23 protein-coding genes are annotated in these 26,276 nt (G+C 72.1%); 9 read left to right on the top strand and 14 right to left on the bottom strand.

The features are described 5' to 3' along the window. Positions 1 to 30 precede the first annotated feature (30 nt). The 3 genes from ABD374_RS07895 to ABD374_RS07885 all read right to left on the bottom strand — a co-directional run bounded on the left by ABD374_RS07895 (position 31) and on the right by ABD374_RS07885 (position 3,918). Entirely contained in the window at positions 31 to 1,884 is a 1,854-nt protein-coding gene (locus ABD374_RS07895; RefSeq protein ID WP_425577158.1) for a glycoside hydrolase family 18 chitinase, read from the bottom strand. A 184-nt stretch (positions 1,885 to 2,068) separates the two neighbouring features. Further along, positions 2,069 to 2,719, bottom strand: coding sequence for a response regulator (locus tag ABD374_RS07890; RefSeq protein WP_344492850.1), 651 nt, complete (start codon positions 2,717 to 2,719; stop codon positions 2,069 to 2,071). Next, positions 2,716 to 3,918 (bottom strand): sensor histidine kinase, encoded by a 1,203-nt coding sequence (locus ABD374_RS07885; protein WP_344492848.1) that lies wholly within the window; start codon positions 3,916 to 3,918, stop codon positions 2,716 to 2,718. The genes ABD374_RS07890 and ABD374_RS07885 overlap by 4 nt, the downstream gene beginning before the upstream one ends. Before the next feature lie 152 nt (positions 3,919 to 4,070). On the opposite strand from ABD374_RS07885, the gene ABD374_RS07880 reads away from it, so the two are divergent. Beyond that, on the top strand, positions 4,071 to 4,610 hold the full coding sequence (locus tag ABD374_RS07880; protein ID WP_344492846.1) for a hypothetical protein: 540 nt from the start codon (positions 4,071 to 4,073) through the stop codon (positions 4,608 to 4,610). Between the two features lie 119 nt (positions 4,611 to 4,729). Here the strand turns inward: ABD374_RS07880 and ABD374_RS07875 are convergent, their stop codons facing one another. Further along, entirely contained in the window at positions 4,730 to 5,302 is a 573-nt protein-coding gene (locus tag ABD374_RS07875; RefSeq protein ID WP_344492844.1) for a cob(I)yrinic acid a,c-diamide adenosyltransferase, read from the bottom strand. A 92-nt stretch (positions 5,303 to 5,394) separates the two neighbouring features. On the opposite strand from ABD374_RS07875, the gene ABD374_RS07870 reads away from it, so the two are divergent. From ABD374_RS07870 to ABD374_RS07855, 4 genes are all read left to right on the top strand, one after another. Next, on the top strand, positions 5,395 to 5,673 hold the full coding sequence (locus ABD374_RS07870; protein ID WP_344492841.1) for a hypothetical protein: 279 nt from the start codon (positions 5,395 to 5,397) through the stop codon (positions 5,671 to 5,673). Positions 5,674 to 5,812: 139 nt separating this feature from the next. Next, complete coding sequence (locus tag ABD374_RS07865; protein ID WP_344492838.1) at positions 5,813 to 6,661, top strand: 3-hydroxyacyl-CoA dehydrogenase family protein; 849 nt, start codon at positions 5,813 to 5,815, stop codon at positions 6,659 to 6,661. Positions 6,662 to 6,815: 154 nt separating this feature from the next. Then, the gene (locus ABD374_RS07860) at positions 6,816 to 7,139 is read left to right on the top strand and encodes an STAS domain-containing protein (protein ID WP_093799010.1); all 324 of its coding nucleotides are present in this window, start codon (positions 6,816 to 6,818) and stop codon (positions 7,137 to 7,139) included. Between the two features lie 207 nt (positions 7,140 to 7,346). After that, the gene (locus ABD374_RS07855) at positions 7,347 to 10,049 is read left to right on the top strand and encodes an ATP-binding protein (RefSeq protein ID WP_344492834.1); all 2,703 of its coding nucleotides are present in this window, start codon (positions 7,347 to 7,349) and stop codon (positions 10,047 to 10,049) included. An 84-nt stretch (positions 10,050 to 10,133) separates the two neighbouring features. Here ABD374_RS07855 and nucS read toward each other — a convergent pair whose 3' ends face one another. After that, positions 10,134 to 10,805: an endonuclease NucS gene (gene nucS, locus ABD374_RS07850; protein ID WP_344492831.1), complete on the bottom strand. Its 672-nt coding sequence runs from the start codon at positions 10,803 to 10,805 to the stop codon at positions 10,134 to 10,136. A 209-nt stretch (positions 10,806 to 11,014) separates the two neighbouring features. Here nucS and ABD374_RS07845 point away from each other — a divergent pair, with 209 nt between their 5' ends. Beyond that, positions 11,015 to 11,407: an SCO5389 family protein gene (locus ABD374_RS07845; protein ID WP_344492828.1), complete on the top strand. Its 393-nt coding sequence runs from the start codon at positions 11,015 to 11,017 to the stop codon at positions 11,405 to 11,407. Between the two features lie 89 nt (positions 11,408 to 11,496). Here ABD374_RS07845 and ABD374_RS07840 read toward each other — a convergent pair whose 3' ends face one another. Beyond that, the gene (locus ABD374_RS07840; RefSeq protein WP_344492825.1) at positions 11,497 to 12,546 is read right to left on the bottom strand and encodes an LLM class flavin-dependent oxidoreductase; all 1,050 of its coding nucleotides are present in this window, start codon (positions 12,544 to 12,546) and stop codon (positions 11,497 to 11,499) included. Positions 12,547 to 12,760: 214 nt separating this feature from the next. Between ABD374_RS07840 and ABD374_RS07835 the strand changes: the two genes are divergently transcribed. Next, positions 12,761 to 13,090: an ATP/GTP-binding protein gene (locus ABD374_RS07835; RefSeq protein ID WP_344492971.1), complete on the top strand. Its 330-nt coding sequence runs from the start codon at positions 12,761 to 12,763 to the stop codon at positions 13,088 to 13,090. A 35-nt stretch (positions 13,091 to 13,125) separates the two neighbouring features. Here ABD374_RS07835 and ABD374_RS07830 read toward each other — a convergent pair whose 3' ends face one another. The 7 genes from ABD374_RS07830 to mce form a co-directional block, all read right to left on the bottom strand. Further along, positions 13,126 to 13,971 (bottom strand): ABC transporter permease, encoded by an 846-nt coding sequence (locus ABD374_RS07830; protein WP_344492821.1) that lies wholly within the window; start codon positions 13,969 to 13,971, stop codon positions 13,126 to 13,128. Next, positions 13,968 to 15,179, bottom strand: coding sequence for an ABC transporter ATP-binding protein (locus ABD374_RS07825; protein ID WP_344492818.1), 1,212 nt, complete (start codon positions 15,177 to 15,179; stop codon positions 13,968 to 13,970). Before ABD374_RS07825 ends, ABD374_RS07830 begins: the two co-directional genes overlap by 4 nt. 130 nt (positions 15,180 to 15,309) lie before the next feature. Then, complete coding sequence (locus ABD374_RS07820; RefSeq protein WP_344492815.1) at positions 15,310 to 16,080, bottom strand: ABC transporter permease; 771 nt, start codon at positions 16,078 to 16,080, stop codon at positions 15,310 to 15,312. Positions 16,081 to 16,083: 3 nt separating this feature from the next. Then, positions 16,084 to 17,061: an ATP-binding cassette domain-containing protein gene (locus ABD374_RS07815; RefSeq protein ID WP_344492812.1), complete on the bottom strand. Its 978-nt coding sequence runs from the start codon at positions 17,059 to 17,061 to the stop codon at positions 16,084 to 16,086. Positions 17,062 to 17,152: 91 nt separating this feature from the next. Further along, complete coding sequence (locus ABD374_RS07810) at positions 17,153 to 18,091, bottom strand: coiled-coil domain-containing protein (protein WP_138896371.1); 939 nt, start codon at positions 18,089 to 18,091, stop codon at positions 17,153 to 17,155. Between the two features lie 122 nt (positions 18,092 to 18,213). Continuing rightward, complete coding sequence (scy, locus tag ABD374_RS07805) at positions 18,214 to 22,416, bottom strand: polarized growth protein Scy (RefSeq protein WP_344492808.1); 4,203 nt, start codon at positions 22,414 to 22,416, stop codon at positions 18,214 to 18,216. 177 nt (positions 22,417 to 22,593) lie between these two features. Continuing rightward, the gene (mce, locus tag ABD374_RS07800; protein ID WP_344492805.1) at positions 22,594 to 23,034 is read right to left on the bottom strand and encodes a methylmalonyl-CoA epimerase; all 441 of its coding nucleotides are present in this window, start codon (positions 23,032 to 23,034) and stop codon (positions 22,594 to 22,596) included. Positions 23,035 to 23,169: 135 nt separating this feature from the next. On the opposite strand from mce, the gene ABD374_RS07795 reads away from it, so the two are divergent. Next, positions 23,170 to 24,372, top strand: a complete 1,203-nt coding sequence (locus ABD374_RS07795; RefSeq protein WP_344492802.1) for an acetyl-CoA C-acetyltransferase — start codon at positions 23,170 to 23,172, stop codon at positions 24,370 to 24,372. 86 nt (positions 24,373 to 24,458) lie between these two features. After that, positions 24,459 to 25,415 carry a methylmalonyl Co-A mutase-associated GTPase MeaB gene (gene meaB, locus ABD374_RS07790; RefSeq protein WP_344492799.1) on the top strand — a complete coding sequence of 319 codons (957 nt, stop codon included), beginning with the start codon at positions 24,459 to 24,461 and terminating at the stop codon, positions 25,413 to 25,415. 320 nt (positions 25,416 to 25,735) lie between these two features. Here meaB and ABD374_RS07785 read toward each other — a convergent pair whose 3' ends face one another. Continuing rightward, on the bottom strand, positions 25,736 to 26,272 hold the full coding sequence (locus tag ABD374_RS07785) for a PepSY domain-containing protein (RefSeq protein ID WP_344492796.1): 537 nt from the start codon (positions 26,270 to 26,272) through the stop codon (positions 25,736 to 25,738). Positions 26,273 to 26,276: the final 4 nt, after the last annotated feature.

Here is a 26,276-nt window from a genome sequence, read left to right as displayed (position 1 = left end):
TGTTTCAAGCCTTTGTGTTGCGGATCTTTACTACTTCAGACCGTTGTTGATCGCGGTCACCAGCTCGCCATTGGCGGTGTCGCCGCTGAACTCCCAGAAGAACGCGCCTCCCAGGCCCTGTCCCTTCGCCCAGCTCATCTTCGAGGCGATGGTCGCGGGGGTGTCGTAGCTCCACCAGTCGGTGCCGCAGTGGGCGTACGCCGTGCCCGCGACGGTGCCGTTCGCCGGGCACTTGGTCTTGAGGACCTTGTAGTCCTCGATGCCCGACTCGTACGTGCCGGCGGCGGGTCCGGTCGCCGTGCCGCCCGGCTCCTTCTGCGTGACGCCGGTCCAGCCGCGCCCGTAGAAGCCGATGCCGAGCAGCAGCTTCTTCGCGGGTACGCCCTTCGCCTTGAGCTTGGCGATGGCGTCGGCCGAGGTGTAGCCGGCCTGCGGGATGCCGGGGTACGAGGTCAGCGGGGAGTGCGGGGCGGTCGGGCCGTTCTTCGCCCAGGCGCCGAAGAAGTCGTACGTCATGACGTTGTACCAGTCGGAGTACGCGGCCGCTCCGGCGTAGTCGGCGGCGTCGATCTTGCCGCCGGCCGTGGCGTCCGCCGTGATGGCGGCGGTGACCAGGTTGTCCGTGCCGAACTTGGCGCGCATGGCCTGCATCATGTTCTTGAACGCGGCCGGGCCGCTGGTGTCGCAGGACAGACCGCAGGCGTTCGGGTACTCCCAGTCCAGGTCGATGCCGTCGAAGACGTCGGCCCAGCGCGGGTCCTCCACCAGCTTGTAGCAGGAGTCGGCGAACGCGGCCGGGTTCTTGACGGCGTCGGTGAAGCCGCCGGACCAGGTCCAGCCGCCGAAGGACCACAGCACCTTGATGTTCGGGTGCTTCGCCTTGAGCTTGCGCAGCTGGTTGAAGTTGCCGCGCAGCGGCTGGTCCCAGGTGTCGGCCTTGCCGTCGACGCTCTGGTCGGCGGTGTACGCCTTGTCGGTCGCCGCGAAGCTGTCGCCCATGGTGCACTTGCCACCCTGGACGTTGCCGAACGAGTAGTTGATGTGCGTGATCTTGCCGGCGGAGCCGGAGGTGTCCAGGTTCTTCACGTGGTAGTTGCGTCCGTAGATGCCCCACTCGGTGAAGTAGCCCAGCTTGACCTGGTCACCGGGGCCGGGGCCCGGGTCGGTGGAACCGCCGGTGGTCCTGACCGCGCGGGCGCCGCTGACCGGGCCCTTCTGGTCGGCGGTGTCACGGGCCTGGACGGAGTACGAGTAGTCGGTGCCCGCGGTGAGGCCGCTGTCCGTGTACGACGGGGTGGTGACCGTCGCGACCTTGGCGCCGTCGCGCAGCACGTCGTAGTTCTTGACGCCCTTGTCGTCGGTGGACGCGGTCCAGGAGAGCTTCACGGACGTGTCGGTGATGGTGCTCGCCGAGGGGGTGCCGGGCGCGGTCGGCGGAGTGTCGCCGGGCACGGAGCCGCCGTCGCAGGAGCCGCCGTTGAGCTTGCAGCCGCTGGGGGAGCCGGTGCCGGTTCCGTTGAAGCCGAAGGACACGCTGGCGCCGGGGGCCAGGCTGCCGGCCCAGCTCTTGTTCTTGGCGGTCCAGTGGTTGCCCGAGTTGGTGACGTCGGCGTCCCAGGCGGAGGTGACGGACGTACCGGCCGGGAAGTCCCACTCGACGGTCCACCCGTTGAGGGTGGTGGTGCCGGTGTTCTTCACCGTCCACTTCCCCTCGAAGCCGGTGCCCCAGTCGGAGCTCTTGGTGTACGAGGCGGTCGCCGACTCGGCGGCCTGTGCGGGGGAGGCGAGGCCGACCATGGCGGCGAGGGGCACGATCAGCGCGGTCAGACCGGCTGCCGCCCGGGTTCTGAAGCGGGTGCGTAGGGGGGTGGTCGATGTACTCAAGGGTGCTCCCGAGAGAGAGGTCCTGTGGTGAACGGGGATGGGACCTGCGCCGCTCGGCGAGCACACCGATTGACATGACACGCTCACCACTGCGGTGCGGCGAGCGTAGGAAGGTCTGGACCAATCGTCAAGAGGTCTGGACCACCGGAATGCAGCCGGGGGCCACCCCGGAGTCACCGGGCGGTCAGATGCCCAACTCCTGAGCGAGTACGGCGGCTTGCACCCGGCTGCGCAGCTCCAGCTTCCCCAGCAGGCGGCTCACGTGCGTCTTCACCGTCGCCTCGGCCATGGCCAGACGCAGGGCGATCTCCGCGTTCGACATCCCCTCGCCCAGGCACGACAGCACTTCGCGCTCGCGCCGGGTGAGCGAATCGAGCACCGCCGGATCCGGCGCGTCCGCGGACCGTACGGGCACGGGCGACGCGAACTCCGCGATCAGCCGGCGGGTGACGGCGGGCGCGATCAGGCCCTCGCCGCGCGCCACCGTGCGTACCGCCTCGATCAGGTCCTTCGCGTCGGTGTTCTTCAGCAGGAAGCCCGAGGCCCCCGCGCGCAGCGCCCCGAAGACGTACTCGTCCAGATCGAAGGTGGTCAGCACCAGGACGTCGGCGAGCCGCTCCGCCACCACCTGCCGGGTCGCCGACACCCCGTCCAGACGCGGCATCTGCACGTCCATCAGCACCAGGTCCGGGCGCAGCTCGCGGGCCAGCCTGACCGCCGCCTCGCCGTCCCCGGCCTCCCCGGCCACCTCGATGTCCGGAGCGCTGTTCAGGATGAGCACCAGGCCCGCCCGTACCGCCGACTGGTCTTCCGCGACCAGTACCCGAATCGTCATGCGAAGAGCTCCGTATCGTCCTCTGCGGGCAGCTGTGCCCGTACCTGCCAGGTCTTCGTGCCGTCCGCCGCGGTGACCGGGCCCGCCTCCAGCGTCCCGTCGAGCAGCGTCACCCGCTCCCGCATCCCCACCAGGCCGGCCCCGGAACCGGGTGCGCGCGGGCCGGGCCGCTCTCCGTACGGGCTGGTCACCCGCACCGTCAGCCGCCGGTCGGTGTGGGCGAGCGAGACGGTGACCGTGCCGGGGGAGGCGTGCTTGAGGGCATTGGTCAGGGACTCCTGGACGATCCGGTACGCGGCCATCTCGACCGGCGCCGGGAGCCGGCCGCCCGCCTCGCGTCCGTCGTCGAGGACGAAGGCGAGACCGCTGTCGGCGCCGACCGTACGCACCTGGCCGAGGAGGGCGTCGAGTCCGTCGAGCGAGGGGGCGACGGCGGGCTCCCGGTCCGCTCCGCCGGTGTCCCGGAGCAGCCCGATGAGCCGGCGCATCTCGGCCAGGCCCTGGACGCTGTTCTCCCGGATGACGGCCAGCGCGTCCGCCGACGCTTTCGGCTCCCCCAGGGACAGCGCGGCCGTGGAGTGGATCGCGATGGCGGAGAGGTGGTTGGCGACCATGTCGTGCAGCTCGCGCGCCATCCGGGACCGCTCGGCCACGATGGCCTGGCCGCGGTCGATCTCGGCCAGCAGCGCGGTCTGTTCGGCGCGCAGCCGCGCCGCCTCGGCCGCCTGGCGGTGGTTGCGCAGGGTGGCGCCGGTGACGGCGGGCGCGAAGGAGACCAGACCGGTGACGACACCGAGGAGCAGTGCTTCCGGCCGGCGGTACCAGGCCAGGGCGGCGATCGTGACGGCGACGGTGGCCAGCCCGCTGACGACCGGGATCCGGCGGGCGGACGCGGGGGTTCCGTACACCACGGCGGCGTACATCAGGTCGGTGAACATGAGGACGGTGGCCAGGTTGCCGTGGGTGAACTGGTCCGCGACCACCGCGAGCGTACCGACGGGCAGGGCCGCACGGGGGCACGTCCTGCGCAGCAGTTCCAGGAAGGCCGTCACGGCGAGCGGCACGAGCGTCACCCAGGGCGGCAGGAAGTCGCGGCCGGGCGTGATGTGCAGCCCGAGGCCCCACAGCAGGACCCCGCCGAGCAGGCCGGTCACCGCGATGAGGACGTCGTCGCGGTGGGTACGGGGGAACCGGGTCACGCCACCATCCAACACGGTGCGGACCGGCTCGTCCTCCCCGCGCGGGGTGAGCCGCGGCTACATCGAAGGATGCAGTGGGGGTTCGTCACTGGCGACGACGATTCACGGCTGCGCGGACGGGAGGGTGGGGACGCAACGGAGAGGAGAGTCCCGTGATCGTCACGTTGATCATCATCTGCGAGGTCGGCTTCTGGGTGCTGCTGGCCGGGGGCCTCGCCCTGCGCTACCTGGCGGGGATGCCGCGCGCCGGGGCGGCCGTGCTGCTCATGGAGCCGCTGCTGGAGGTCGTGCTGCTGACCGTCACGGCCGTCGACCTGAAGAACGGCGCCGAGCCGGACTGGAAGCACGGACTCGCCGCCGTCTACATCGGCTTCACGGTGGGGCTGGGCCACCGCACCATCAAGTGGGTCGACACCCGGGTCGCCCACCGCTTCGTGGGCGGACCGGCGCCGGTGCCGGCGCCGAAGTACGGGACGGCTCGCGCGGTGCACGAGTGGAAGACCGCGGCCCACTGGGTCCTGGCGGCGGTGGTCGCGATCGGGCTGCTCCAGGCGGCGGTCTGGTACGTCGGGGGCGACGGCGACATCGGATCGCTGCGGATGTGGCAGGAGAAGATGCTCTTCGTGATCGGTGTCAACGTGGTCGTCGCGACGGCGTACACGGTCTTCCCGAAGCGGGAGCCGGTCGGGTAGCCGGGGGCGGGAGGGGCTCCGCCCCGTCCCCGGTCCCCGACGCGCCGGGCGGCCAGGAGGATCCAAGCCCGTCCGGCGCGTCGGGGACCGGGGAGAGCCCCGTCGCGGGCGGTCGTCGGCTAGCGCTCGCCGCCCGGCACCCACAGCACGTCCCCGACCTCCTTGTTCGCCACCCTGGCCAGGATGAACAGGAGGTCCGAGAGCCGGTTGAGATACGTCGCCGTCAGCGGGTTCATGACCTCGCCGTGCACCTCGAACGCCGCCCACGTGGACCGCTCCGCGCGCCGTACGACCGTGCACGCCTGGTGCAGCAGCGCCGCGCCCGGGGTGCCGCCCGGCAGGATGAAGCTGCGCAGCTTCTCCAGCTCCTCCAGGAAGCGGTCGCAGTCCGCCTCCAGCTTGTCGATGTACGCCTGCTCGACACGGAGCGGCGGGTACTTCGGGTCCTCGACCACCGGGGTCGACAGATCCGCGCCCACGTCGAAGAGGTCGTTCTGGACCCGGACCAGGACCTTCACGACCTCTTCGTCGAGCTGCCCCAGGGCGATCGCCGTCCCGATGACGGCGTTGGCCTCGTTGGCGTCGGCGTACGCCGAGATCCGCAGATCGGTCTTGGCGGTGCGGCTCATGTCGCCCAGGGCGGTGGTGCCCCGGTCGCCGGTACGGGTGTAGATGCGCGTCAGATTGACCATGGGGCCGAGCCTAGCCACGCCCCCGCCTCCCGGAGGACACGTGTGCCCACCGTCACGGAGACCGGCACCGGCGCGGCCGGCATCAAGGCGCCGTGCGGGGCATCGTCGTACCCGCGCGGTCGCCCCCGTACGCCGCCCGCGCCGCGTCCCGCCGGCCCGGCGCGAGGGCCGCCGGCAGCATCAGGCCGGAGAGCGGCGACGACGGCATGCTCACCGCGGTGGCGGCCGGGCTCTTCCCGGAGCGCACCCTCGGGCAGGAGACCGTCGCCGAGGCGGCCGGAGTCTCCCGGGAGGCACTCCTCCTCCCCGGCGCGAGGGAGGGGCCACCGGGCGGGAAGGCGGTCAACTACGGGGTACGGGCCGCCGCGTGAGGAGCGCCGGTGTGATGTCCGCCATGTGGGACGTGACGCGCATCTCTTCACCGCCACTCGGCCGCTCACGGGCGCTAATCTCCGCCGGAGAGCCTGAAGTGAACAGGCGTTAAGACCGAAGGAATCAAAGGGGTGTGCCGTGGCCAGGAAGCTCGCCGTCATCGGAGCCGGACTCATGGGGTCCGGTATCGCGCAGGTCTCGGCGCAGGCGGGCTGGGACGTCGTCCTGCGCGATGTCACCGACGCCGCGCTGACCCGGGGCCGTGACGGCATCAGGGCCTCGTACGACAAGTTCGTGTCCAAGGGGAAACTGGAGGCCGCGGACGCCGACGCGGCGCTCGGCCGCATCACCACGACCACCGACCTCGACGCGGTCGCCGACGCCGACATCGTCGTCGAAGCCGTCTTCGAGAAGCTCGAGGTCAAGCACGAGATCTTCCGTACGCTCGACAAGCTCGTGCGCGACGACACGGTCCTCGCCTCCAACACCTCCGCCATCCCGATCACCAAGATCGCGGCGGTGACGGAACGTCCGGAGCGGGTCGTCGGCGCGCACTTCTTCTCGCCCGTGCCGATGATGCGGCTCTGCGAACTCGTACGGGGCTACAAGACCAGCGACGAAACGCTCGCCCGCACACGCGAGTTCGCCGAGTCCGTCGGCAAGACCTGCATCGTGGTCAACCGGGATGTGGCAGGATTTGTCACCACCCGCCTCATCTCGGCCCTCGTGGTCGAGGCCGCCAAGCTCTACGAGTCGGGTGTCGCGTCGGCCGAGGACATCGACACCGCCTGCAAGCTGGGCTTCGGCCACGCCATGGGACCGCTCGCCACCGCCGATCTGACCGGTGTCGACATCCTGTTGCACGCGACCGGCAACATCTACACGGAGACGCAGGACGAGAAGTTCGCGCCGCCGGAGCTGATGCGCCGGATGGTTGATGCCGGTGACATCGGACGCAAGAGCGGGCAGGGCTTCTACAAGCACTGACGCCATGTCAGCTCCTGGGTCACTCCCAGGAGTGAATTCGGTATCGGTTCGCTTACGGGCGGCAACTTCCTTACCCGTACGGCAGTCAGTTGGGTGCAAGGAAGAAGCAAGACACCAAGTCACGGAGAAACCGACGTACTCCCGGGGAGCGCATATGCACATCAGGGGCGATCACGTCGAGCTGGTCGTCGGGGGCCGCCTCGACGTCCGCAGCGCGGCGGACGCCCGTACGGCCCTGCACTCGGCCGTCGACGACGGAGTCGGCGATCTGGTGCTGGACCTGACCGAGCTGGACTCCTGGGACGCCACCGGCCTGGGCGTCATCATGGGCGCCCACCGGCGCGCCGGGCGGGCGGGCCGCAGGCTCGTGCTGCGCGGGGTACCGGCCCAGATGCAGCGCCTGCTGGTCGCGACCAGACTGCACCGCATCCTCGCCATCGAGGGCGGCCTCGCGGCCGAATCGCTGCCGAGGGTCTGAGCGGGACGGCGCACAATCCTCACGAGACCGTGACGTCCCGGGCGGGGCGGCACCCCTCTTGTTCACAGATACTGTGCGAAGGTCTAGGGTTCGGTCGCCCGCCGATTGACGAACCCGAGTACGGCGGGCACCGGACCAGAAGCGACAGCGAGCGTGTGAAAGGCCGGGAGGGACCACCGCACGCCACGCATCTGGGGGGCTTTGACCATGGACCCGCTGAACCGAGGACCGGAAGAGCACGGCCGCGACGACGACCGTTCCGGCGGGAGCGGCACCCGTGACGGGGCGCGCCGGCCGCCGCGGGACGCGCTGCCGCCGGTTCTCGCGCAGAACAGCCAGGCCAAGGGGAGCGGACCGTCCTCGCCCGCGCCCGCCCGCACCGTGCAGGTCGTCGCGGGCGACTTCCTGCTCACCGTCAACCCCGTCGACGGCAGCGAGATCGAAGTCTGCCCGCCCGGCGAGCGCCCCGCGCGGCCGGTCCGGCACGGCGCCGACGACCGGGCCGAGCTGCTGCGGGCGGCCGCGCCGCCCGTACCGCCGGGGCCGGCCGTTCCCGACCGCCCGCTCCTGGAGCGCCAGGAGGAGCGCGAGAGGCTCGTGCGGCTACTCGCGCGCGGGCGTTCGGTGCGGCTGACGGGACCGTCGGGATCCGGCCGTACGGCGCTGCTCGACGCCGTCGCCCAAGAGTGCGCGGACCTCGCGCCCGACGGCGTCGTACGGCTCTGCGGAAACCACCGCACGTCCGAAGAGCTGCTGCACGACCTGTTCGCCGCCGTGTACAGCGCGCCGCTGCACCGTCCGGACCGGGCGGGGCTGCTCGGTCTCGTCCGTGAGATCGGTGCCGTCGTCGTCCTCGACGACCTGGAGTTCGGCGGGGCGGCGCTGGACGAGCTGCTGGAGGCCACACCCGAGTGCGCCTTCCTGCTCGCCACGACCCCGGATGTCGCCCCGCCCTCGCCCGAGTCGCACGTCGAGGAGGTCTTCCTCGGCGGTCTCGGCCGCGGCGCCAGTCTGGAACTCCTCGAACGGGCCGTGGACCGGCCGCTCACCGACGACGAGGCGAACTGGGCGGGCGACCTGTGGTTCGAGTCCGAGGGGCTGCCGCTGCGCTTCGTGCAGGCGGGTGCGCTGCTGCGCCAGCGCGACCGGCTGCGCGCCGACCCCGATGTCTTCGAGGAGTACGGGTACTCCGACGAGCAGCGGTTCGACGCGGACGGCGGCCACGACGTGCCGCTGCCCTCGCTCGCCGAGGGAGCGATGCCCGTGGCGCTGCTCACGTCCCGGCTGAGCGGGTCAGCCCGGGCCACCCTGCGCTTCGCCCTCGCGCTCGGCGGCGAGATCCCGCACCAGGCCCACCTGCCGGCCCTCGTGGGGGACACCCACGCGGACGCCGCGCTCGGCGAGCTGACGAGCTGCGGCCTGCTCTCGCCGGCCGGCGCGCACTACCGGCTGGCGGCCGGTGTGGCCCCGCAGCTGGAGGCCGCGGGGTTCGCGGACGACATGACGGAGCGGGCGCACAGCGCCGCCCAGCACTACGCCTGGTGGGTCGGGCACCCCTCGGTCACCCCCGGCCGGGCGGCCGCGGAGGCCGACGCGGTCCTCGCCGCGATGGCCGCGCTGGTGCCGGGCACCGAGGCGGGGCATCCGAGCGCCGCCGTCCTGCTCGCCCGTACGGCGGCGCCCGCCTTCGCCGCCGGGCTGTGCTGGGGGGCGTGGGAGCGGGCCCTGCGGACCGGGCTCGAAGCCGCGCGCCTCGCGGGTGAGGTCGCCGAAGAGGCGTACTTCCACCACGAGTTGGGTGTCCTCGCGCTCTGCACGGGCAATCTGGACCGGGCCCGGGTCGAGCTGGAGGCGTCCATCGCGATGCGCGGCGCCGTGGCCGACAAGAGCGGCACCGTCGCCGGACGCAGGGCGCTGGCGCTGGTCGCGGACCGCTCCCGCGCGGGCGTCGGCGGGCTCGTGCCGGGCGGACGCACGCCCGCGGGCGAGGAGGTGCCCGCGGCGCGGTACGAGGAGTCGGCGTCGCCCCCCGGCGGCGTACCGGCGGCGGTCGTACCCCTGTTGCTGCCGCCCGGGCCCGAACGGCCGGACGAGGACAGCACGCTGGTCACCCACCGTCCGGCACAGGCCCCGGCCGGCGGCCGTCTCGCCCTGCTCGGCGGCGCGCGGCGCAACATGGTCGCGGCGGGCGCGGGCGCGCTGCTCGTCGCCGTGCTCGGCACCGTGGTGACCCTGGGCGCGGCCTCGGACAGCGACGAGACGCCGGACAACAAGGTCAGGACCGAGCAGTCGGCCACCGAGGACGATGGACAGGACGGTCTGCCGGCCGGCGAGCCGACCCGGGGCTCGACCGAGCGCCCTGGCGACCCGCGCCACCCCGTCGGGCCCGGTACGTCGGGACAGCCGCAGCCGGGCGAGAGCGGCGACAGCGATGCCCCGGGCAGCAGTCCGTCCAAGAGCGGCAAACCGACGGACGACGACTCCTCGTCGCCGGGCAGCAAGCCGCCGACCTCGGACGATCCGACGACGGACGGCCCGACGACCGGCGGTCCGACCACGGGCGGCCCGACCACGGGCGGTCCCACGACGGGCGGCCCGACCACCGGAGGCCCGACCACGGGCGGTCCCACGACCGGTGGCCCGACGACGGGCGGTCCCACGACGGGCGGCCCGACCACCGGAGGCCCCACCTCGACGGGTGGAACCTCCGAGGGCGGTACCTCCGAAGGCGGCGCCGACGGAGGCACTTCCGAGGGCGGGACCACCGAGGGCGGGACCACCGGCGACACGACCAGCGGCGGGACCACCGACGGCACCACCACGGACGGCACCACCTCCACCACGGGCGGCAGTGCCAGCAACAGCGCCCCGGTCTCGTCCAGCGCACAGGACCCCGCGAACCCGGCGTAGGGCGCGGGGGCGGGGGCGGAGGGGGTCCCGCCCCCGCCCCTCCCCGGAGGCCGCAAGGCGCAAGCGCCGTAAGCCGGGAGCAGGTCAGAACAGGCGGAGCTTGTCGTCCTCGATGCCGCGCATCGCGTTGTAGTCCAGTACGACGCAGCCGATCCCGCGGTCCGTCGCCAGTACGCGCGCCTGCGGCTTGATCTCCTGCGCCGCGAAGACGCCTCTCACCGGAGCCAGGTGCGGGTCCCGGTTGAGCAGTTCGAGGTAGCGGGTGAGCTGTTCGACGCCGTCGATGTCACCGCGCCGCTTCAGCTCCACCGCCACCGTCGCCCCGTCCGCGTCGCGGCACAGGATGTCCACCGGGCCGATGGCGGTGGGATATTCGCGCCGGATCAGGGTGTAGCCCTCGCCGAGGGTCTCGATGCGGTCGGCGAGCAGCTCCTGGAGGTGCGCTTCGACGCCGTCCTTGATGAGCCCGGGGTCCACGCCCAGCTCGTGGGACGAGTCGTGGAGGACTTCCTCCATCGTGATGATCAGTTTCTCGCCCGCCTTGTTGATCACCGTCCAGGTACCGGCGTCGTCTCCGGTGCCTTCCTTGAGGGTGCACGGCGGCGACATCCAGTTGAGCGGTTTGTACGCCCTGTCGTCGGCGTGGATCGAGACGCTGCCGTCCGCCTTCACCAGGATCAGACGGGGAGCGGAGGGCAAGTGGGCGGTGAGCCGGCCCGCGTAGTCCACGGAGCAGCGGGCAATGACGAGACGCATGGGGCGCAACGCTACTCGACTACCCGTGCTCCACGCGATTCGCCCAGTAAGCCCCCGTTCGTTGTTGGCCGGTTGTGTTCCCAATCTCCTGGTGCGGTCCGGATCGCACGCTTAACTTGGATGCAGGAGGTCGTCGTACGTGCACCCTGCGTCGTCGTCCGCCTTCCCTGCCCGTAAGACCCCGGCCCGGGGTCGCGAGAGGAGAACCCATGTCGCTCGACGTCTCACCGGCACTGTTGGAACAGGCCGAGCGAGGCGATGTCGACGAAGCCGCCTTCGTCGACTGCGTCCGGACCTCCCTGCCCTACGCATGGGAGATGATCAGCTCTCTGGTGGCACAGCTGAAGGTCGACGGTGGAGAGTTCGCCGACAACCAGACGCCTCCGCCAAACGAGCAGGCTCGTGGTCAGCTGCTGCGCGCACTCGCGAGTGACGCGATTCGCGGTGCGCTCCAGCGGCACTTCGGCGTACGTCTTGCTTTCCAGAACTGCCACCGCGTAGCGGTGTTCCCGCTGGACTCCTCTTCGGACGAGCGGCTCGTCCGCTTCACCTCGATCAGGGGTCAGCTGCTCAACCAGTCACCGGAACTGCGGGACTGCTGAGACAACGCTGCCGCTCCGCGTCGTGGGAGTCGCACGACTGATGCGGAGCGGCAGTGTCCCGCCGGGCCGGGCCTTCCGGGCCGACGGGGTCAGGACAGCAGGGGAAGCACCTCGGACCCCAGCAGCCGTACGTTCTCCTCGGTGGCCGCGAGGTCACCCGACCCTTCGACGAGCAGTGCGAAGCGTGTGATGCCGGTCCGTTCCGCGGTGGCCGCCAGCCGGTCGGCGGCCAGCCGCGGCGGACCCACCGGGTGCAGCCGGCACAGCATCTCCGTGTAGGCGACGGGGTCCCGCATCGCGCGGTGCCGCCCGTCCACCGTCACATGGGCGTCGAGCCCCTGCTTGAGCCAGCCGGGCATCGCCTTCGTCAGGGTCTCCGTGGCGTCGGCCGCACTGCCCGCGATCTGCGCCACTCCGGCCGAGACATGGCCCGCCCGCGCGACCGTCTCCGGTTCGTGTCCCGCGGCGAGCGCGTGCCTGCGCCACAGCGTGACCATCTCCGCCTTGTCCTCGTCGCCGCAGTGCATGCCGAGCAGCATCGGCAGCCCGCGTTCGGCCGCCAGCCGCACGCTCTTGGGCGAGGTGCAGGCGACCACGACCTCGGGGCCCCCGGGTGCCTCCGGCCCTCCGGGGCCCGTCGGCAGCAGCTCGTCCGGCCTGGGTACGACGGCGACCTGGCGGAAGTCGAACCGCTCTCCCCGCGCCCCGACGCGCGGCTCGCGCAACCACCGCAGCAGCAGGTCCAGCGATTCGGGGAAACCGTGCTCGTACGCCGCCAGTCCTTGACCGAACACCTCCAGGTCCACCCACGGCCCGCCCCGCCCGACGCCGAGCGTGAAGCGCCCGCCGGAGGTGAGGTGCAGCAGCGCGGCCTGCTCGCCCAGGGCGACCGGATGGACGGTCGGCAGGACGCTGACCGCCGTGCCCACGCGGATCCGCCGGGTGCGGCCGAGCAGCAGTGCGGCGAGGGTCACCGCGGAGGGGCACACGCCGTACGGCACGAAATGGTGCTCCGCGAGCCAGACCGAGTCCAGCCCGCACTCCTCGGCGACCTCGGCCGACCGCACCGCCCGGTGCAGCGCTTCTCCCTGGCCCTGGCCCGGGAACTGGGCTGCCAGTACAAACGTTCCGACACGCATCGCCTTCTGCCTCCTTGCGGCCGACGCGGCATCCCCCTTCACCGGCAACAACGCCTGACACGTGCCAAAGGCACGGCCACGTGAGAAGTTGTTGCGATTTTCCGGTAAGCCGGAACCCGCGGGCGGCGGGCCCGTACGCGGTGCGGTACGGGTGCCCCGGCCGAATGGCCCTAGGCTTGGGAGAGCCACTTCCTTTCGACCCGTGAGGTTTCAGGTGTCCCCGCGTCGCAACCGCCCCAAGGGCGGCGAGAACCCGACCGAGCCCCGGAGCGGCACGGCAGGAGACAGGTTCGGGCTCCAGAGCACCGAGTGGTGGCAGGGCGAGGAGTGGTCGGTGCGCCGGGTCGCCGGCGCGAACGCGGCCGGCAAGCGCTACCGCTGCCCGGGCTGCGACCAGGAGATCCCGTCCGGGGTGCCGCACCTGGTGGCCTGGTCCGAGTACGGCGGCGTCGACGACCGCAGGCACTGGCACAAGGCGTGCTGGAACGCGAAGGACCGCCGCACCTCGAAGGTGCAGCGGTCCCGCAACGCCCCGCGCTACTGACCGGCGCGCCGGGCCGCGGTCAGGCGTCGCGGGGGTCACACGTCGCGCTTCTCCAGAGCCAGGAAGGCACCGCCGAGCGTCACGGCGGTCACGCCCGCCAGGATCCACAGCGGGTCCCACCCCGACGGTCCCGACGGGGTGACCGAGGCGTCGTAGAAGACACCGAGCTGGTTGGGGATCGAGTACTCGAAGAGCGCCTGCTGAAGGTCGGTCAGCGACTCGGAGAACATGAACATCGCCAGCACCAGAGGCAGCAGCACCACGCCGATCATGATGGTGATCGCGCCCGCCGAGTGGCGGATGAGCGAGCCGACGGCGAGCGAGAGCAGGCCGAGCGTCGCGATGTAGAGGCTGACGCCGACCGTCGCGCGCAGCCAGTCCTCGCCGGTGGTCGTGGCGCCGTCCAGCATCGCGGTCTGGAGCGCCCCGACGACGGCGGTGGTCACCAGTGTGATGACGAAGGCCAGCGCGAAGAAGACGATCGACTTGGCGGTCAGCACCCGGGCGCGGCTGGGGCACGCCGTGAGGGTCGTGCGGATCATGCCCGTGCCGTACTCGGACGCGACGGTCATCACGCCGAGTGTGATCACCGGGATGGAACCGAGCAGTACGCCGAAGAAGCCGAGGCTCAGGACCGGGGTCCCGTCGAGGTCGGCGCCGGACGAGGAGATGAGCAGCGTCGAGAGCAGTCCGATGCCGAGGACGAGCAGGATCATCACGCCGAGCGTCCACACCGTGGAGCGCACCGACCGGATCTTCGTCCACTCGGAGGCGAGGGCGTCCCCGAGCGTCGCCCTGCGCACCGGGATCGGCGAGACGTACGACGCGACGCCCTGCGGCGGGTACTGCTGCGGGGCCTGCTGCTGGTACGGGGTCGTCATCGGGCGTCCTCGGGGCTGTCGCTGTCGCTCTTGGTCGGGTGGGGGGCGGCGGGCGCCGGAGCGGGCGCGGGGGGCGCCGCCGGGGCGGGAGGTGCCGCGTACGGGTTCTGGCCCGGAGCGGGCGCGTAACCGGGCACGGGTGCCTGGCCGGGCGGCAGGGGGGCGCCCGCGAAGGGCTGCTGCCCGCCGGCCTGGGGCGGCGGCGGGGCGTACCAGCCCTGCTGCGGCACGGGCGGCGCGGACGGGGCGTAACCACCGGGCTGGGGCGGCTGGAAGCCGGCCAGCTGGTCGGCCGTCGAGCGGTAGTCCACCGCGCCCTGGGTCATCCGCATGTACGCCTCCTCCAGCGAGGCCTGGTGCGGCGAGAGCTCCCACAGCCGTACGTCGGCCCCGTGCGCGAGGTCGCTGATCCGCGGCAGCGGCAGACCGGTGACGCGCAGCGCACCGTCCTGTTCGGTCATGACGTGCCCGCCGGCCTCGGTCAGCACCGAGGACAGCTTCTCGCGCTGCTGCGGCTCGGTCTGCGGCGTACGCACCCGGGCGAAGTCCGCGGAGTTGGCGGAGATGAAGTCCTTGACGCTCATGTCGGCGAGCAGCTGCCCGCGCCCGATCACGATCAAGTGGTCGGCGGTGAGCGCCATCTCGCTCATGAGGTGACTGGAGACGAAGACCGTACGGCCCTCGGAGGCCAGCGTCTTCATGAGGTTGCGGACCCACAGGATGCCCTCGGGGTCGAGGCCGTTGACCGGCTCGTCGAAGAGCAGCACCTGCGGGTCGCCGAGCAGCGCCGCCGCGATGCCCAGGCGCTGCCCCATGCCGAGCGAGAAGCCGTTGGAGCGTCGCCTGGCGACGTCCTGGAGGCCGACGACCCCGAGCACCTCGTCGACCCGCTGGGCGGGGATGCCGGAGAGCTGCGCCAGCGACAGCAGGTGGTTGCGGGCGCTGCGCCCGCCGTGCACGGCCTTGGCGTCGAGCAGGGCGCCGACCTGCCGGGGGGCGTTGGGCAGCTTGCGGAAGGGGTGGCCGCCGATGGTGACATGGCCCGCGGTGGGCTCGTCGAGCCCGAGGATCATGCGCATCGTCGTGGACTTGCCGGAGCCGTTGGGGCCGAGGAAGCCCGTCACCGTGCCCGGGCGCACCTGGAAGGAAAGGTTGTGCACGGCTGTCTTGGCGCCGTAGCGCTTCGTCAGGCCGACTGCCTCGATCATGTGTGTGCAGCCCCATCGACAGGTCGGGTCGTCGGGGCTGTGACCGCATGGCCGAACGCGCCCCCGTAAGGGTTAGGAGGATAACCAGCCGTTGACGGTTCCTGCTAAGCCGGGGAAGCGGCCGCCGGATTCACGCGTCCCGCTTCTTCAGCAGGACGTATCCGCCCGCCAGGGCCACGACGACCCACGCCACCATGATCAGCAGTCCGCCCCACGGGCCGTACGGCGCGTCGCCGTCGAGCGGCGGTACCACCTGCATGATCTTGCTGCCCGCCTGGTCGGGAAGGTACTGGCCGATTTTCTTGGTAGCGGAGACGTTGCCCAGGATCGGCGCGAGGAGGAAGAAGACCGGCATCAGGATGCCGAGCGCGAGCATCGGGCTGCGCAGCATGGTGGCGACGCCCATCGAGAACAGCGCGATCAGGGTCATGTAGAGCCCGCCGCCGATCACCGCGCGCAGGACGCCCGGGTCGCCGATGTCCGCTCTCAGGTCGCCCAGCATCGCCTGGCCGAGGAAGAAGGAGGCGAAACTCGTGACCATCGCGACGGCCAGGGCGAGCGCCGTGGCGACGGTGATCTTGCCGAAGAGGAAGGTGCCGCGCTGCGGGACCGCGGAGAGCGACATGCGGATCATTCCGGTGCTGTACTCGTTCGACACGACGAGTACGCCGAAAACGATCATTGCGAGCTGGCCGAGGCTCGTTCCGGCGAAACTCACGAAAGTGGGATCGAAGGCGAGCTTGTCCTGTGCGTGCAGGTTCTCGAATTCGTTCTTCGAGAGAATACTGATCAGCACACCGAGGCCGATCGTGACCACCGCGGCGAGACCGAGCGTCCACACCGTGGACCGAACCGATCTGATCTTGGTCCATTCCGACGTGAGCACCTGCGCGACCGCCATGGCTCAGACCCCCTTCTTCTTCTGCTGCTGCACGCCGGCGCCCCAGCCGGCCCCGGGCGTCTGCGGCACCCCGCCGTCCGTATGCGCGTGGTACTCCACGGACCCCGCGGTCAGCTGCATGAACGCCTCCTCCAGCGAGGCCTGCTGGGGGCTCAGTTCGTGGAGTACGAGCTGGTGGCGGGCGGCGAGTTCGCCGAGCTGCTCCGAGGTCGCGCCGTCCGCCTCCAGCACGCCGTCACCCCTGCCGACCGCCGTGATCCCGGCCTCGTGCAGGACATCGCGCAGCCGCTCCTGCTGCGGGGAGCGCAGCCGCACGTAACTGCGCGAGTTCTCCCGGATGAAGTCGGCCATGGACGTGTCGGCGAGCAGCCTGCCCTGGCCGATGACGACCAGGTGGTCGGCGGTGAGCGCCATCTCGCTCATCAGGTGGGAGGAGACGAAGACCGTACGGCCCTGGCCCGCCAGCGACTTCATCAGATTGCGGATCCAGTGGATGCCCTCGGGGTCGAGCCCGTTCACCGGCTCGTCGAACATGAGGATCTCGGGATCGCCCAGCAGCGCGCCCGCGATGCCGAGCCGCTGGCCCATGCCGAGCGAGAAGCCCTTCGCGCGCTTCTTGGCGACGGCCGTCAGGCCCACCGTCTCGAGGACCTCGGAGACCCTGCGGCGGGGTATGCCGTTGCTCTGGGCCAGGCACAGCAGGTGGTGGTACGCGCTGCGGCCGCCGTGCATCGCCTTGGCGTCGAGGAGCGCGCCGATGTACTTCAGGGGATCCTTGAGTTCGGCGTAACGCTTCCCGTCGATGCGCACGTCGCCCGCCGTCGGGTTGTCCAGTCCCAGCAGCATCCGCATGGTCGTCGACTTGCCCGCGCCGTTCGGGCCCAGGAAGCCGGTCACGATGCCCGGCCGTACGGTGAAGGTCAGACGGTCGACGGCCACCTTCTCGCCGTAACGCTTCGTCAGGCCCGTCAGCTCAATCATGCCCGCCACGCTAAGGGCGCACCAGGCCCCCCGCCACCGGAATGGCAGGGGGCCTTCGAGGCTTTTACGGCCTGCTTGCTTCCGCTTCGGACTAGCGGGTCTGCTGCGCCGGGACGCCGCGGGTGATCGGCTCGTCGTCGGCCGGCGCACCGGCGGCGGCGACGGCCGCACCGGTCAGCGTCGCCAGCATCTCGCGGACGTTGGTCAGCTGCGCGTTGATCGAGTCGCGGCGGTTGGTGAGCGCCGCCAGCTCGCGCTCCGATTCGCTGCGGATCCGGTCGGCCTTGGCGTTGGCGTCGGCGACGATGTCCTCGGCCTGGCGCTGCGCGGTCTCCACCGTCTGACGGGCCCGGCGCTCCGCGTCCGTACGCAGCTTCTCGGCCTCCAGGCGCAGCTGCTCGGCGCGGTGCTCGATCTCGGCCAGCCGCTTCTCGGCCTTGGCCTGGCGCGAAGCCAGGTCGCGCTCGGACTGCTCGCGGCGCTTGGCCAGGTTCGTCTCGAAGTCCGCGGCGGCCTGGGCGGCCTTGGCACGGGTCTCCTCGAAGAGGGCGTCCGCCTCCTCGCGCTTCTGCTGCGCGTCCTTCTGTGCCTCGCTGCGCAGCGTCGAGGCGTCCCCCTTGGCCTTCTCGACGATACGGACGCCCTCGTCCTCGGCCTTCGCCTTGCGCTCGGCGGCGAACGACTCGGCGTCGTTGCGCACCTGCTGCGCGGCGGACTCGGCGAGCTCGCGGTGCTGCTCGGCGGCGCGACGGGCCTCCTCACGCAGGTCCTTCGCCTCCTCCTCGGCGAGACGGAGGATCTTCTCGACACGCGCACCGAGACCGGCGTACGACGGCTCGGCGTCGCTGACCTGGGCCTGGGCGTTCTGTGTCTCGAGGTGGAGCTCCTCGATGCGCTTTTCCAGAGCAGTGATTCGGGCCAGAGCGCTGTCACGGTCGGCGACGAGTTTGGTAATGCGGTCGTCCACCTGACCGCGGTCGTAACCACGCCGCACGAGCTCGAAGCCGAAGGGGGAGGAAGTGTCGCTCATGGGGTTCCTGGGTTCCTGTCGAATGAGACCGGTGGGGTGTTAGGGGGAATCCTAGGGGCCCGGACGGCGTGTCACCGAGCCAATGCAGGTTTGGTCCGGAGAATGACACCTCTTTCGAGTGGCTAACTGTCCGAAGTCTTGCCACCCGAACGAGCGCTGCCCGACGCTGCCCCCGCTCTGACTCCACCTGCGGCGGAGCCGCTGTTCGAGGTCGCCTTGCCACCCCCCGCAGGAGTCTCGAAAGACTCCAACGCCTCCAGCACGTCCTGGACACGGGAAATCTCGGTCTGGATGTCCTCGCGGCGGCGTACGAGCACGTCGAGCTCGCGCCGGCCCTCCTCGACCATGCGCGCCGCCTCGGCCTCGGCCTCCGCGTGCATCCGCTCGGCCTCCCGTACCAGCTCGGCCTTCTTCTGCTCGGCCTCCTTGAGCAGCGCCTCGGCCTTCTTCACCGCGGCGATACGGACCTTGCCCGCCTCCGAACTCGCCTCGGAGATCATCGTCTTCGCCTTCGCCTCGGCCTCGGCCTGCTGCTCCGTCGCGGCCTTCACCAGCTTGTCGACACGCTCGCCCGCCGTCCGCATCTGCTCGGACGTCTCCCGGCGGGCCCGGTCGTGCAGCTCCTCGATCTCGCTCTCCGTGCGGGAGCGCAGCTCCTCCGCCCGCTCCCGTATGGCGGTCGCGTCCCTGCGGGCCCCGACCAGCAGCTCGTCGGCGTCCGTGCGGGCCTTCTCCACCAGGGAGTTGCCCTCGACCGTCGACTCCGCCACCAGCCGCTCGGCCTCCTTGCGGGCCGCGCCGACCATCGTGTCGGCCTGCTCCTCGGCCCGCGTCGCGGTGAGCAGCGCCTCCTCCCGGGCCTTCGCGATCAGCTGGTCGGCCTGCTCGGCGGCGTCCGAGCGGCGCTTGGCCGCCGCCTGACGCGCCTCGTCGAGCAGCCGGTCGGCCTCGGCGCGCGCGTCGCCGCGCATCCGCTCCGCCGCCCCCTCGGCGTCCGCCTTGGCCTTCTCGGCGTCGGACCTGATGCGCTCCGCCGCCCGCTGGGCGGAGCCCACCATCTCGGCGGCCTCCGCGCGCAGCCGCTCGGCCTCGCCGTTCGCGTCGGAGAGGATCCGCTCGGCCTCGCCGCTCGCCTCGGAGACGAGCGTGTCGGCCTGCGCCGCGGCGTCGCCGCGCCGCTTGGCCGCCGCCTGACGCGCCTCGTCGAGGATCCGCTCGGCCTCCTGGCGCGCCTCGCCGCGCACCCGCTCGGCCTCCGCGCGCAGCCGCTCGGCCTCGCCGTTCGCGTCGGAGAGGATCCGCTCGGCCTCGCCGCTCGCCTCGGAGACGAGCGTGTCGGCCTGCGCCGCGGCGTCGCCGCGCCGCTTGTCGGCGGCCTTGCGCGCCTCGTCGAGAACGCGTTCGCCCTCCTCGCGCGCCTCGGTCCGCAACCGCTCGGCCCCGGCCTCGCCGTCCGCCTTGATCTGCTCGGCCTCGGCCCGCATCCGGGCCGCGTCCTGCCCGGCGGCCGTCAGCGACTGCACGGCCTCGGCCGCCATGCGCTCGGCCTCGCCCGTCGCCTCGCCGATCAGCCGGTCCGCCTGCGCCGCCGCCTCGTTGCGGATGCGGTTGGCGTCCTCGCGGGCCTCGGCGCGCGAACGGGCCGCGTCCTGCTCGGCCGAAGCCAGCGCGTCGGACGCCTCCGTACGGAGCCTCTGGGCGTACTCGGAGGAGTCGGAACGCAGCCGCTCCGCCTCCGCGATCGCGTCCCCGACCGTGCGCTCCGCGAGCGCCTTCGCGGCGTCCGTCTCCTCCTGCGCCCGCCGGCGCATCCCGATCGCGTCCTCGGTGGCCCGCTCCCGCTCCTCGTACGCCTCGGCGCGGAGCCGGTCCGCCTCCTCCTGCGCCTCGGTCTTCGTACGCTCCGCCACGTGCTCGGCGGCGCTGCGCAGCCCGGCGATCTCCTCCTCGGCCTGCTCGTGCAGCCCGGCCACCGCGTCCCGTACCTGCTGCGCGGTCTGCTCGGCGGCGGCGACCAGCTCGGTCGCCCGGTAGTCCGCCTCCTGGACCAGGCGCTGCGCCTCGGCCTGCGCGTCCTCGACCCGCTTGCGGGCGGACGCCAGCAGCTCCTCGCTCTGCTCGCGGGCCTGCGTACGCTCCCGCTCGGCCTCCTCGCGGGCGGCGGCCAGTGTCTCCTCGGCCTCCCGGCGGCGCCTCGCGGCCTCCTCCTGGGCGGCGGCCAGCGCCTCGGCGGCCTCGGTGGCGACACGCTCGGCGGCGGACGCGGCTTCCGCGCGCATCCGGTCCGCGCTCTCCTGCGCCTCCGCCTTGAGCCGCTCCGCCTCGTTCGACGCCTCGCCGCGCAGCCGTACGGCGACGGCCTCGCCCTCGGCGCGCGACTGCGAGGCGTCGGCGGCCGCCTCGGTGCGCAGCCGCTCCGCCTCCGTCTCGGCCTGCGCCTGGAGCGTACGCACCCGCTCCGCCGCTTCGGTGCGCAGCCGCTCGATCTCCTCGCCGGCCTCCCGGCGCAGCCGCTCGGCCTCGGCCCTGGCCTCGCCCAGCGCCTGCTCGGCGGCGGCGACGCGCTGCTCGCCCTCGGCGTGCAGCCGGGCCAGCTCCTCGGCGGCCTCGGCCTGGCGGGCGGCGACGGCGCGCTCGGCCTCCTCGCGCAGCGCGCGGGCGGCCTCCTCGGCGTCGGCGGTGGTGCCCGCCGCCTGCTCCTCGGCCTCGGTGCGCAGCTGCTCGGCCTCGGCGCGGGTGCGCTCCAGGGTCTCCTCGGCCTGCTTGCGCAGCGCCGTGGCGCGCTCGACCGCCTCGCCGCGCACGCGCTCGCTCTCGGCTGCGGCGGACGTGCGCAGCTCGTCCGCGTCGCCCCGCGCCTTGGTCAGCAGCTCCTCGGCGGTCCTGGCCGCCTCCTCGATCTGCTGCACGGCCTCGCGGCGGGCCTCGCCGCGGATCCGCTCGCCCTCGGCGACCGCCTCGGCCCGCAGCTGCTCGGCCTCGCCGCGCAGCCTGCGCGCCTCCTCCTGCAACTCGACCGTCTTGGCCCGGTACTCCTTGGTGTCGTCCTTGGCCGCGCCCTTGAGCTGGTCGGCCTGGGCCGCCGCCTCGCTGCGCAGCCGCTCGATCTCCGCCTCGGCCTCGCGGCGGATCCGCTCGGCCTCCTCGGACGCCTTGCGGGTGGTCTCCCTGGCGTCGTCGGACGCCTTGGTCAGGACCTCCTCGGCGGTACGGGCGGCCTTGGCGAGCTGGGCCGCCGAATCCTCGGCGGCGGCCGTACGGGCCTTCTCGGCGGCCTCGGCCACCAGCCGCTCCGCCTCGGCGCGGGCGTCGGCGCGGGCCTGCTCGGCCTCCGCCTTGAGCGCCTCGGCGTCCTTCGTGGCCTCCGCGACCAGCCGGGCGATCTCGGTCCTGGCCGTACGGGTGCGCTGCTCGTTGACGGACTCGGCCGTCGTCAACTGCTTGGCCGCCGCGTCCTTCGCCTCGGTCAGGACCTTCTCGGCCTCGGCGCGCGCCTCGCGCAGCGCCGTCTCGGCCTCCTGCATCCGCTGCTCGGCGGTGCGGCTCAGCTCGGCGGCCTGGCGGCGCGCCTGGTCGGACTCGGCGGTCGTCGAGGTACGCAACTGCTCGGCGTGGGCCGTCGCCTCCTGCGCCTGGTTCGAGGCGGCGTTCAGCAGGCGTTCGGCGTCCTTGCGGGCGCGCAGCAGAAGCGCTTCCGCCTCGGCGCGGGCGTTCTCGGCCTCGGCGCCGAGGCGCCGGCGGGCCTCCTGGGCGACCCGGTCGGCCTCGGCGCGGGCGGCGGCCAGCGCCTGCTCGGCCTCGGCGCGGGACTCCTCCAGGAGCCGGCGGGCCTGCGCCTCGGTACGGGCGCGCAGCTGCTCGGCCCACGCCACGTTCTCGTTGACGTGCGCCTCGACGGTCTGCCGGCGCTCGGCGAGCTCCTGGTCGAGCCGCTGGCGGCGGGTGACCGCCTCCGTGTGCAACTCGGCCTGGAGCCGTGCCTGGTGCTCGGCGTGCTCCTGGAGGATCCGCTGCGTCTGCGCCCGGGCGTCGCGCAGTTCGCGCTCGGCGTCGGTGCGCAGCTGGTCGGCCTGGACCTGGGCGTTACGCAGCAACTGCTCGGCCTGGTAACCGATGTCCGCCGCGTCGTAGGCAGGACGGGACGCGAGGTTGCGGCGCGCCTCGTGGAGCTTGGCGCGCAACACCTCGACCTGGTAGCCGAGATCCTCGGCGTGCTGAACCGCCTTCTCCCGCTCGGTCTTCAGCCGGTCCATCTCGGCTTCGAACCGCGAGAGATGGTCGGTTTCACCCCGCTGGTGGCTCTCCTGGCGTTCGTAGCCCCGCACTGCGCGGTCCCATCCGTCCCCTGGTCGCAACTCTTCCGACTCTCCGAACAAGCGCCACCCCGGAACGGGCGGCCCCCCGGGGGGAATGGTGTCAGATCAACTGCGGGGCATGAGTCACAGGCCCCGGTCCGGCCCCGGACCGGAACCGCCCACTCTACCGGCCGTGGAATCCGGGGGTCAGTGCTCCTCGGGGGCGGAAGGGGCCGAAGTGACCAGTTCCGTCAGGACGCCGTGGCAGTCCTTGGGGTGCAGGAACGTGATGCGGGACCCCATCGAACCGATGCGGGGCTCGTCGTAGAGGACCCGTACGCCCTTGTCGCGGGCGTCCGCCGCGTCGGCGTCCACGTCCGGGGTGCCGAAGGCGATGTGGTGGACCCCCTCACCGTTCTTGGCCAGCCACTTTCCCACCGCGGAGTCCTCCCTGGTGGGCTCCAGGAGCTGGAGGTACGTGGCGCCGCCGTCGGACGTTTCGTTGATCTTGAGCATGGCCTCACGCACGCCCTGCTCCTCGTTGACCTCCGAGTGGTACACCTGGAAGCCATAGGTCGAGCGGTAGAACTCGATGGTCCTGTCGAGGTCGAAACAGGCGATTCCGATGTGGTCGATTCGCGTCAGCATGGGTTCAGTGCAGCGCGATCGGAGTGGTTACGCAACGTGCGCGCGATCACACTCGCTGCCCGGTGACCGGGCCCGTACCGCTCAGTACATTGAGGTAAACCCTCGTTCACTCCTCATCCCAAGGGGCCGTGCCTCATGCCTGGAACGAACCGCACTACGTCTGTCATCGTCGCCGGTGCCCGTACGCCCATGGGCCGGCTGCTCGGCTCGCTGAAGTCCTTCTCCGGCGCGGACCTCGGCGGGTTCGCCATCAAGGCCGCCCTGGAGCGGGCCGGCATCGGCGGGGACCAGGTCCAGTACGTGATCATGGGGCAGGTGCTGCAGGCCGGGGCGGGGCAGATTCCCGCCCGTCAGGCGGCGGTGAAGGCCGGGATTCCCATGGCCGTACCCGCTCTGACCGTCAACAAGGTCTGTCTGTCGGGGCTCGACGCGATCGCGCTGGCCGACCAGCTGATCCGCGCCGGTGAGTTCGACGTCGTCGTCGCCGGTGGCCAGGAGTCCATGACGAACGCCCCTCACGTGCTGCCCAAGTCCCGTGAGGGCTTCAAGTACGGCGCGATCGAGATGCTCGACTCGATGGCGCACGACGGGCTCACCGACTCCTTCGAGGGCATCGCGATGGGGGAGTCGACCGAGAAGCACAACACCCGGCTCGGAATCGCGCGCGGACCGCAGGACGAATTCGCGGCGCTTTCGCACCAGCGGGCCGCCGCCGCGCAGAAGAACGGCCTCTTCGAGGCGGAGATCACGCCCGTCGAGATTCCGCAGCGCAAGGGCGAGCCGGTCCTTTTCTCGAAGGACGAGGGAATCCGGCCCGAGACGACCGCCGAGTCGCTGGGCAGGCTGCGTCCCGCTTTCGCCAAGGACGGGACGATCACCGCCGGGACCGCTTCGCAGATTTCGGACGGCGCGGCGGCCGTGGTGGTCATGAGCAAGGCCAGGGCGGAGGAGCTCGGGCTGGAGTGGATCGCCGAGATCGGGGCCCACGGGAACGTGGCCGGGCCCGACAACTCGCTCCAGTCGCAGCCTTCCAACGCCATCGCGCACGCGCTCGGCAAGGAGGGGATCGGAGTCGAGGACCTTGACCTCGTGGAGATCAACGAGGCCTTCGCCGCGGTTGCGGTCCAGTCAATGAAGGACCTCGGAATTTCCCCGGAAAAGGTGAACGTCAACGGTGGCGCGATCGCTCTGGGACACCCCATCGGAATGTCCGGCGCGCGGGTCGTGCTGCACCTGGCGCTCGAACTGAAGCGGCGGGGCGGGGGCGTCGGTGCGGCCGCGCTGTGCGGTGGCGGTGGTCAGGGTGATGCGCTGATCATCAAGGTCGCGGGCAAGTAACCCCTTTACGGCGCGTCTTCGCGGGCGCGCCTTGCAGGTACGCCTTTGCAGGTACGTCGGTTCGCCGATCAAGGAGCGGAATTGTGATGCAGGACGTCCCCGGGCTGGTGGCTCAGGCGCGAGAGGGCCGGCCCCGGGCCGTTGCCCGGCTGATCTCGCTGGTGGAGGGGGCGTCCCCGCAACTGCGTGAGGTGATGGCGGCGCTGGCTCCGCTCGCCGGCGGCGCGTATGTGGTGGGGCTCACGGGGTCACCGGGAGTCGGCAAGTCGACTTCCACGTCGGCGCTCGTGTCGGCGTACCGGCGGGCCGGCAAGCGGGTCGGGGTGCTGGCGGTGGATCCCTCGTCGCCGTTCAGCGGCGGCGCGCTGCTGGGTGACCGGGTGCGGATGTCGGAGCACGCGTCGGATCCGGGGGTCTACATCCGGTCGATGGCCACGCGGGGACACCTGGGCGGGCTGGCCTGGGCCGCGCCGCAGGCCATCCGGGTGCTGGACGCGGCGGGCTGCGACGTGGTGCTGGTCGAGACGGTGGGTGTCGGGCAGTCGGAGGTGGAGATCGCCTCGCAGGCGGACACGTCCGTGGTGCTGCTGGCGCCGGGGATGGGGGACGGGATCCAGGCCGCGAAGGCGGGGATCCTGGAGATCGGTGACGTGTACGTCGTGAACAAGGCCGACCGGGACGGGGCCGACGCGACCGTGCGGGAGCTCAACCACATGCTGGGGCTCGGGGAGTCCCGGGGGCCCGGGGACTGGCGGCCGCCGATCGTGAAGACGGTGGCGGCGCGGGGCGAGGGTGTCGACGAGGTCGTCGGGGCGCTGGAGAAGCACCGGGCGTGGATGGAGGAGCACGGGGTGCTGGCGGAGCGGCGGGCGAAGCGGGCGGCGCACGAGGTCGAGACGATCGCGGTCACCGCGCTGCGGGAGCGGATCGGCGATCTGCGGGGCGACCGGCGGCTGGGAGCGCTGGCGGAGCGGATCGTGGCGGGGGAGCTGGATCCTTACGCGGCGGCGGACGAGCTGGTGGCGGGGATCACCGAGGCGTGAGCGGGCGGGTGGGTACGGCCGGCGCCGTGGGGCGGGGGCGGGCCGCTCCGGGGGCCGCGTTCGGGACTGCGTGATTCAGCCGCGGATTGGCTTTCTCCGTACGACGCCCGCTCCCTGCGCACACCCCACGCTTCACCACCCGGGCACCCCGTGCGTCCCGCCCCTTCGCGCCGGTGGGCGGTGCGGTGCGGGTGCCGCGCGCCCCGGGGGCTCCGGCCGGGAGGCCGGGGGCGCCCCCGGGTGAGCGCGGCACGTCCCGGCCACCGCCCCCGCGCGTCCCGCCCGCTCACGCCGGTGGGCGGTCTGCGGGGTGGTCGGCGTCAGTCGGAGTCGTTGTCGTCGTCCGCGTCGTCCGCGTCGTCCTGGTCCGGGGTCACCTTGGCTGTGGTCGCGTCGATGTTCAGCTCGTGCTGCTTGCCGCCCTCGGACCGGACCTCGGCTTCCCAGGCGTTGCCGTCCAGGCCGATGGACGTCAGCGTGCCCGGCTGGGCCTCGAGGGCCGCCGCCACGGCCTCGTCCATGGTGACCTTCGCGTTCTTCGGGGCCCGGTCGCGGTCCTCGTCGTCCTCGGTGTGGACGTGGACCACCTTCGCGGTCCTGGTGTCCACCTCCACGTCGTGCCACTTGGTGTCCTCGCCGAAGACGTCGATCTCCCAGACCGGGTCGTCGCCGTCCAGTTCGGCGCCGGCGACCGTGCCCGGCGTGGACCTCACGGCCGCTGCCGTCGCCTCGTCGAGGGTGATCGTGCTCGTGGCCGGCGCCGGCTTCGCGTCGTCGTCCGACGTGGCGAACGCGGTCGCGGTGCCGCCGAAGAGCAGGGCGGTGGCGGCGGTGGCGATGACGAGCTTGCGCTTCATGAGG

The organism is Streptomyces enissocaesilis, assembly GCF_039533765.1.
GTDB classification, from domain to species: domain Bacteria; phylum Actinomycetota; class Actinomycetes; order Streptomycetales; family Streptomycetaceae; genus Streptomyces; species Streptomyces enissocaesilis.
The sequence above is the reverse complement of the archived record's forward strand: the minus strand, read 5'-3'. Positions and strand labels throughout refer to the sequence as shown.

Bases quoted from the DNA above. Each gene is read 5' to 3' on its own strand.
- ABD374_RS07785 (WP_344492796.1), bottom strand. From the start codon at position 26,272: ATGAAGCGCAAGCTCGTCATCGCCACCGCCGCCACCGCCCTGCTCTTC.
- ABD374_RS07860 (WP_093799010.1), top strand. From the start codon at position 6,816: ATGCACATCAGGGGCGATCACGTCGAGCTGGTCGTCGGGGGCCGCCTC.
- ABD374_RS07845 (WP_344492828.1), top strand. From the start codon at position 11,015: ATGTCGCTCGACGTCTCACCGGCACTGTTGGAACAGGCCGAGCGAGGC.
- ABD374_RS07815 (WP_344492812.1), bottom strand. From the start codon at position 17,061: ATGATTGAGCTGACGGGCCTGACGAAGCGTTACGGCGAGAAGGTGGCC.
- ABD374_RS07825 (WP_344492818.1), bottom strand. From the start codon at position 15,179: ATGATCGAGGCAGTCGGCCTGACGAAGCGCTACGGCGCCAAGACAGCC.
- ABD374_RS07855 (WP_344492834.1), top strand. From the start codon at position 7,347: ATGGACCCGCTGAACCGAGGACCGGAAGAGCACGGCCGCGACGACGAC.
- ABD374_RS07810 (WP_138896371.1), bottom strand. From the start codon at position 18,091: ATGAGCGACACTTCCTCCCCCTTCGGCTTCGAGCTCGTGCGGCGTGGT.
- ABD374_RS07875 (WP_344492844.1), bottom strand. From the start codon at position 5,302: ATGGTCAATCTGACGCGCATCTACACCCGTACCGGCGACCGGGGCACC.
- ABD374_RS07820 (WP_344492815.1), bottom strand. From the start codon at position 16,080: ATGGCGGTCGCGCAGGTGCTCACGTCGGAATGGACCAAGATCAGATCG.
- ABD374_RS07890 (WP_344492850.1), bottom strand. From the start codon at position 2,719: ATGACGATTCGGGTACTGGTCGCGGAAGACCAGTCGGCGGTACGGGCG.
- mce (WP_344492805.1), bottom strand. From the start codon at position 23,034: ATGCTGACGCGAATCGACCACATCGGAATCGCCTGTTTCGACCTCGAC.
- ABD374_RS07840 (WP_344492825.1), bottom strand. From the start codon at position 12,546: ATGCGTGTCGGAACGTTTGTACTGGCAGCCCAGTTCCCGGGCCAGGGC.
- ABD374_RS07830 (WP_344492821.1), bottom strand. From the start codon at position 13,971: ATGACGACCCCGTACCAGCAGCAGGCCCCGCAGCAGTACCCGCCGCAG.
- meaB (WP_344492799.1), top strand. From the start codon at position 24,459: ATGCAGGACGTCCCCGGGCTGGTGGCTCAGGCGCGAGAGGGCCGGCCC.
- ABD374_RS07795 (WP_344492802.1), top strand. From the start codon at position 23,170: ATGCCTGGAACGAACCGCACTACGTCTGTCATCGTCGCCGGTGCCCGT.
- nucS (WP_344492831.1), bottom strand. From the start codon at position 10,805: ATGCGTCTCGTCATTGCCCGCTGCTCCGTGGACTACGCGGGCCGGCTC.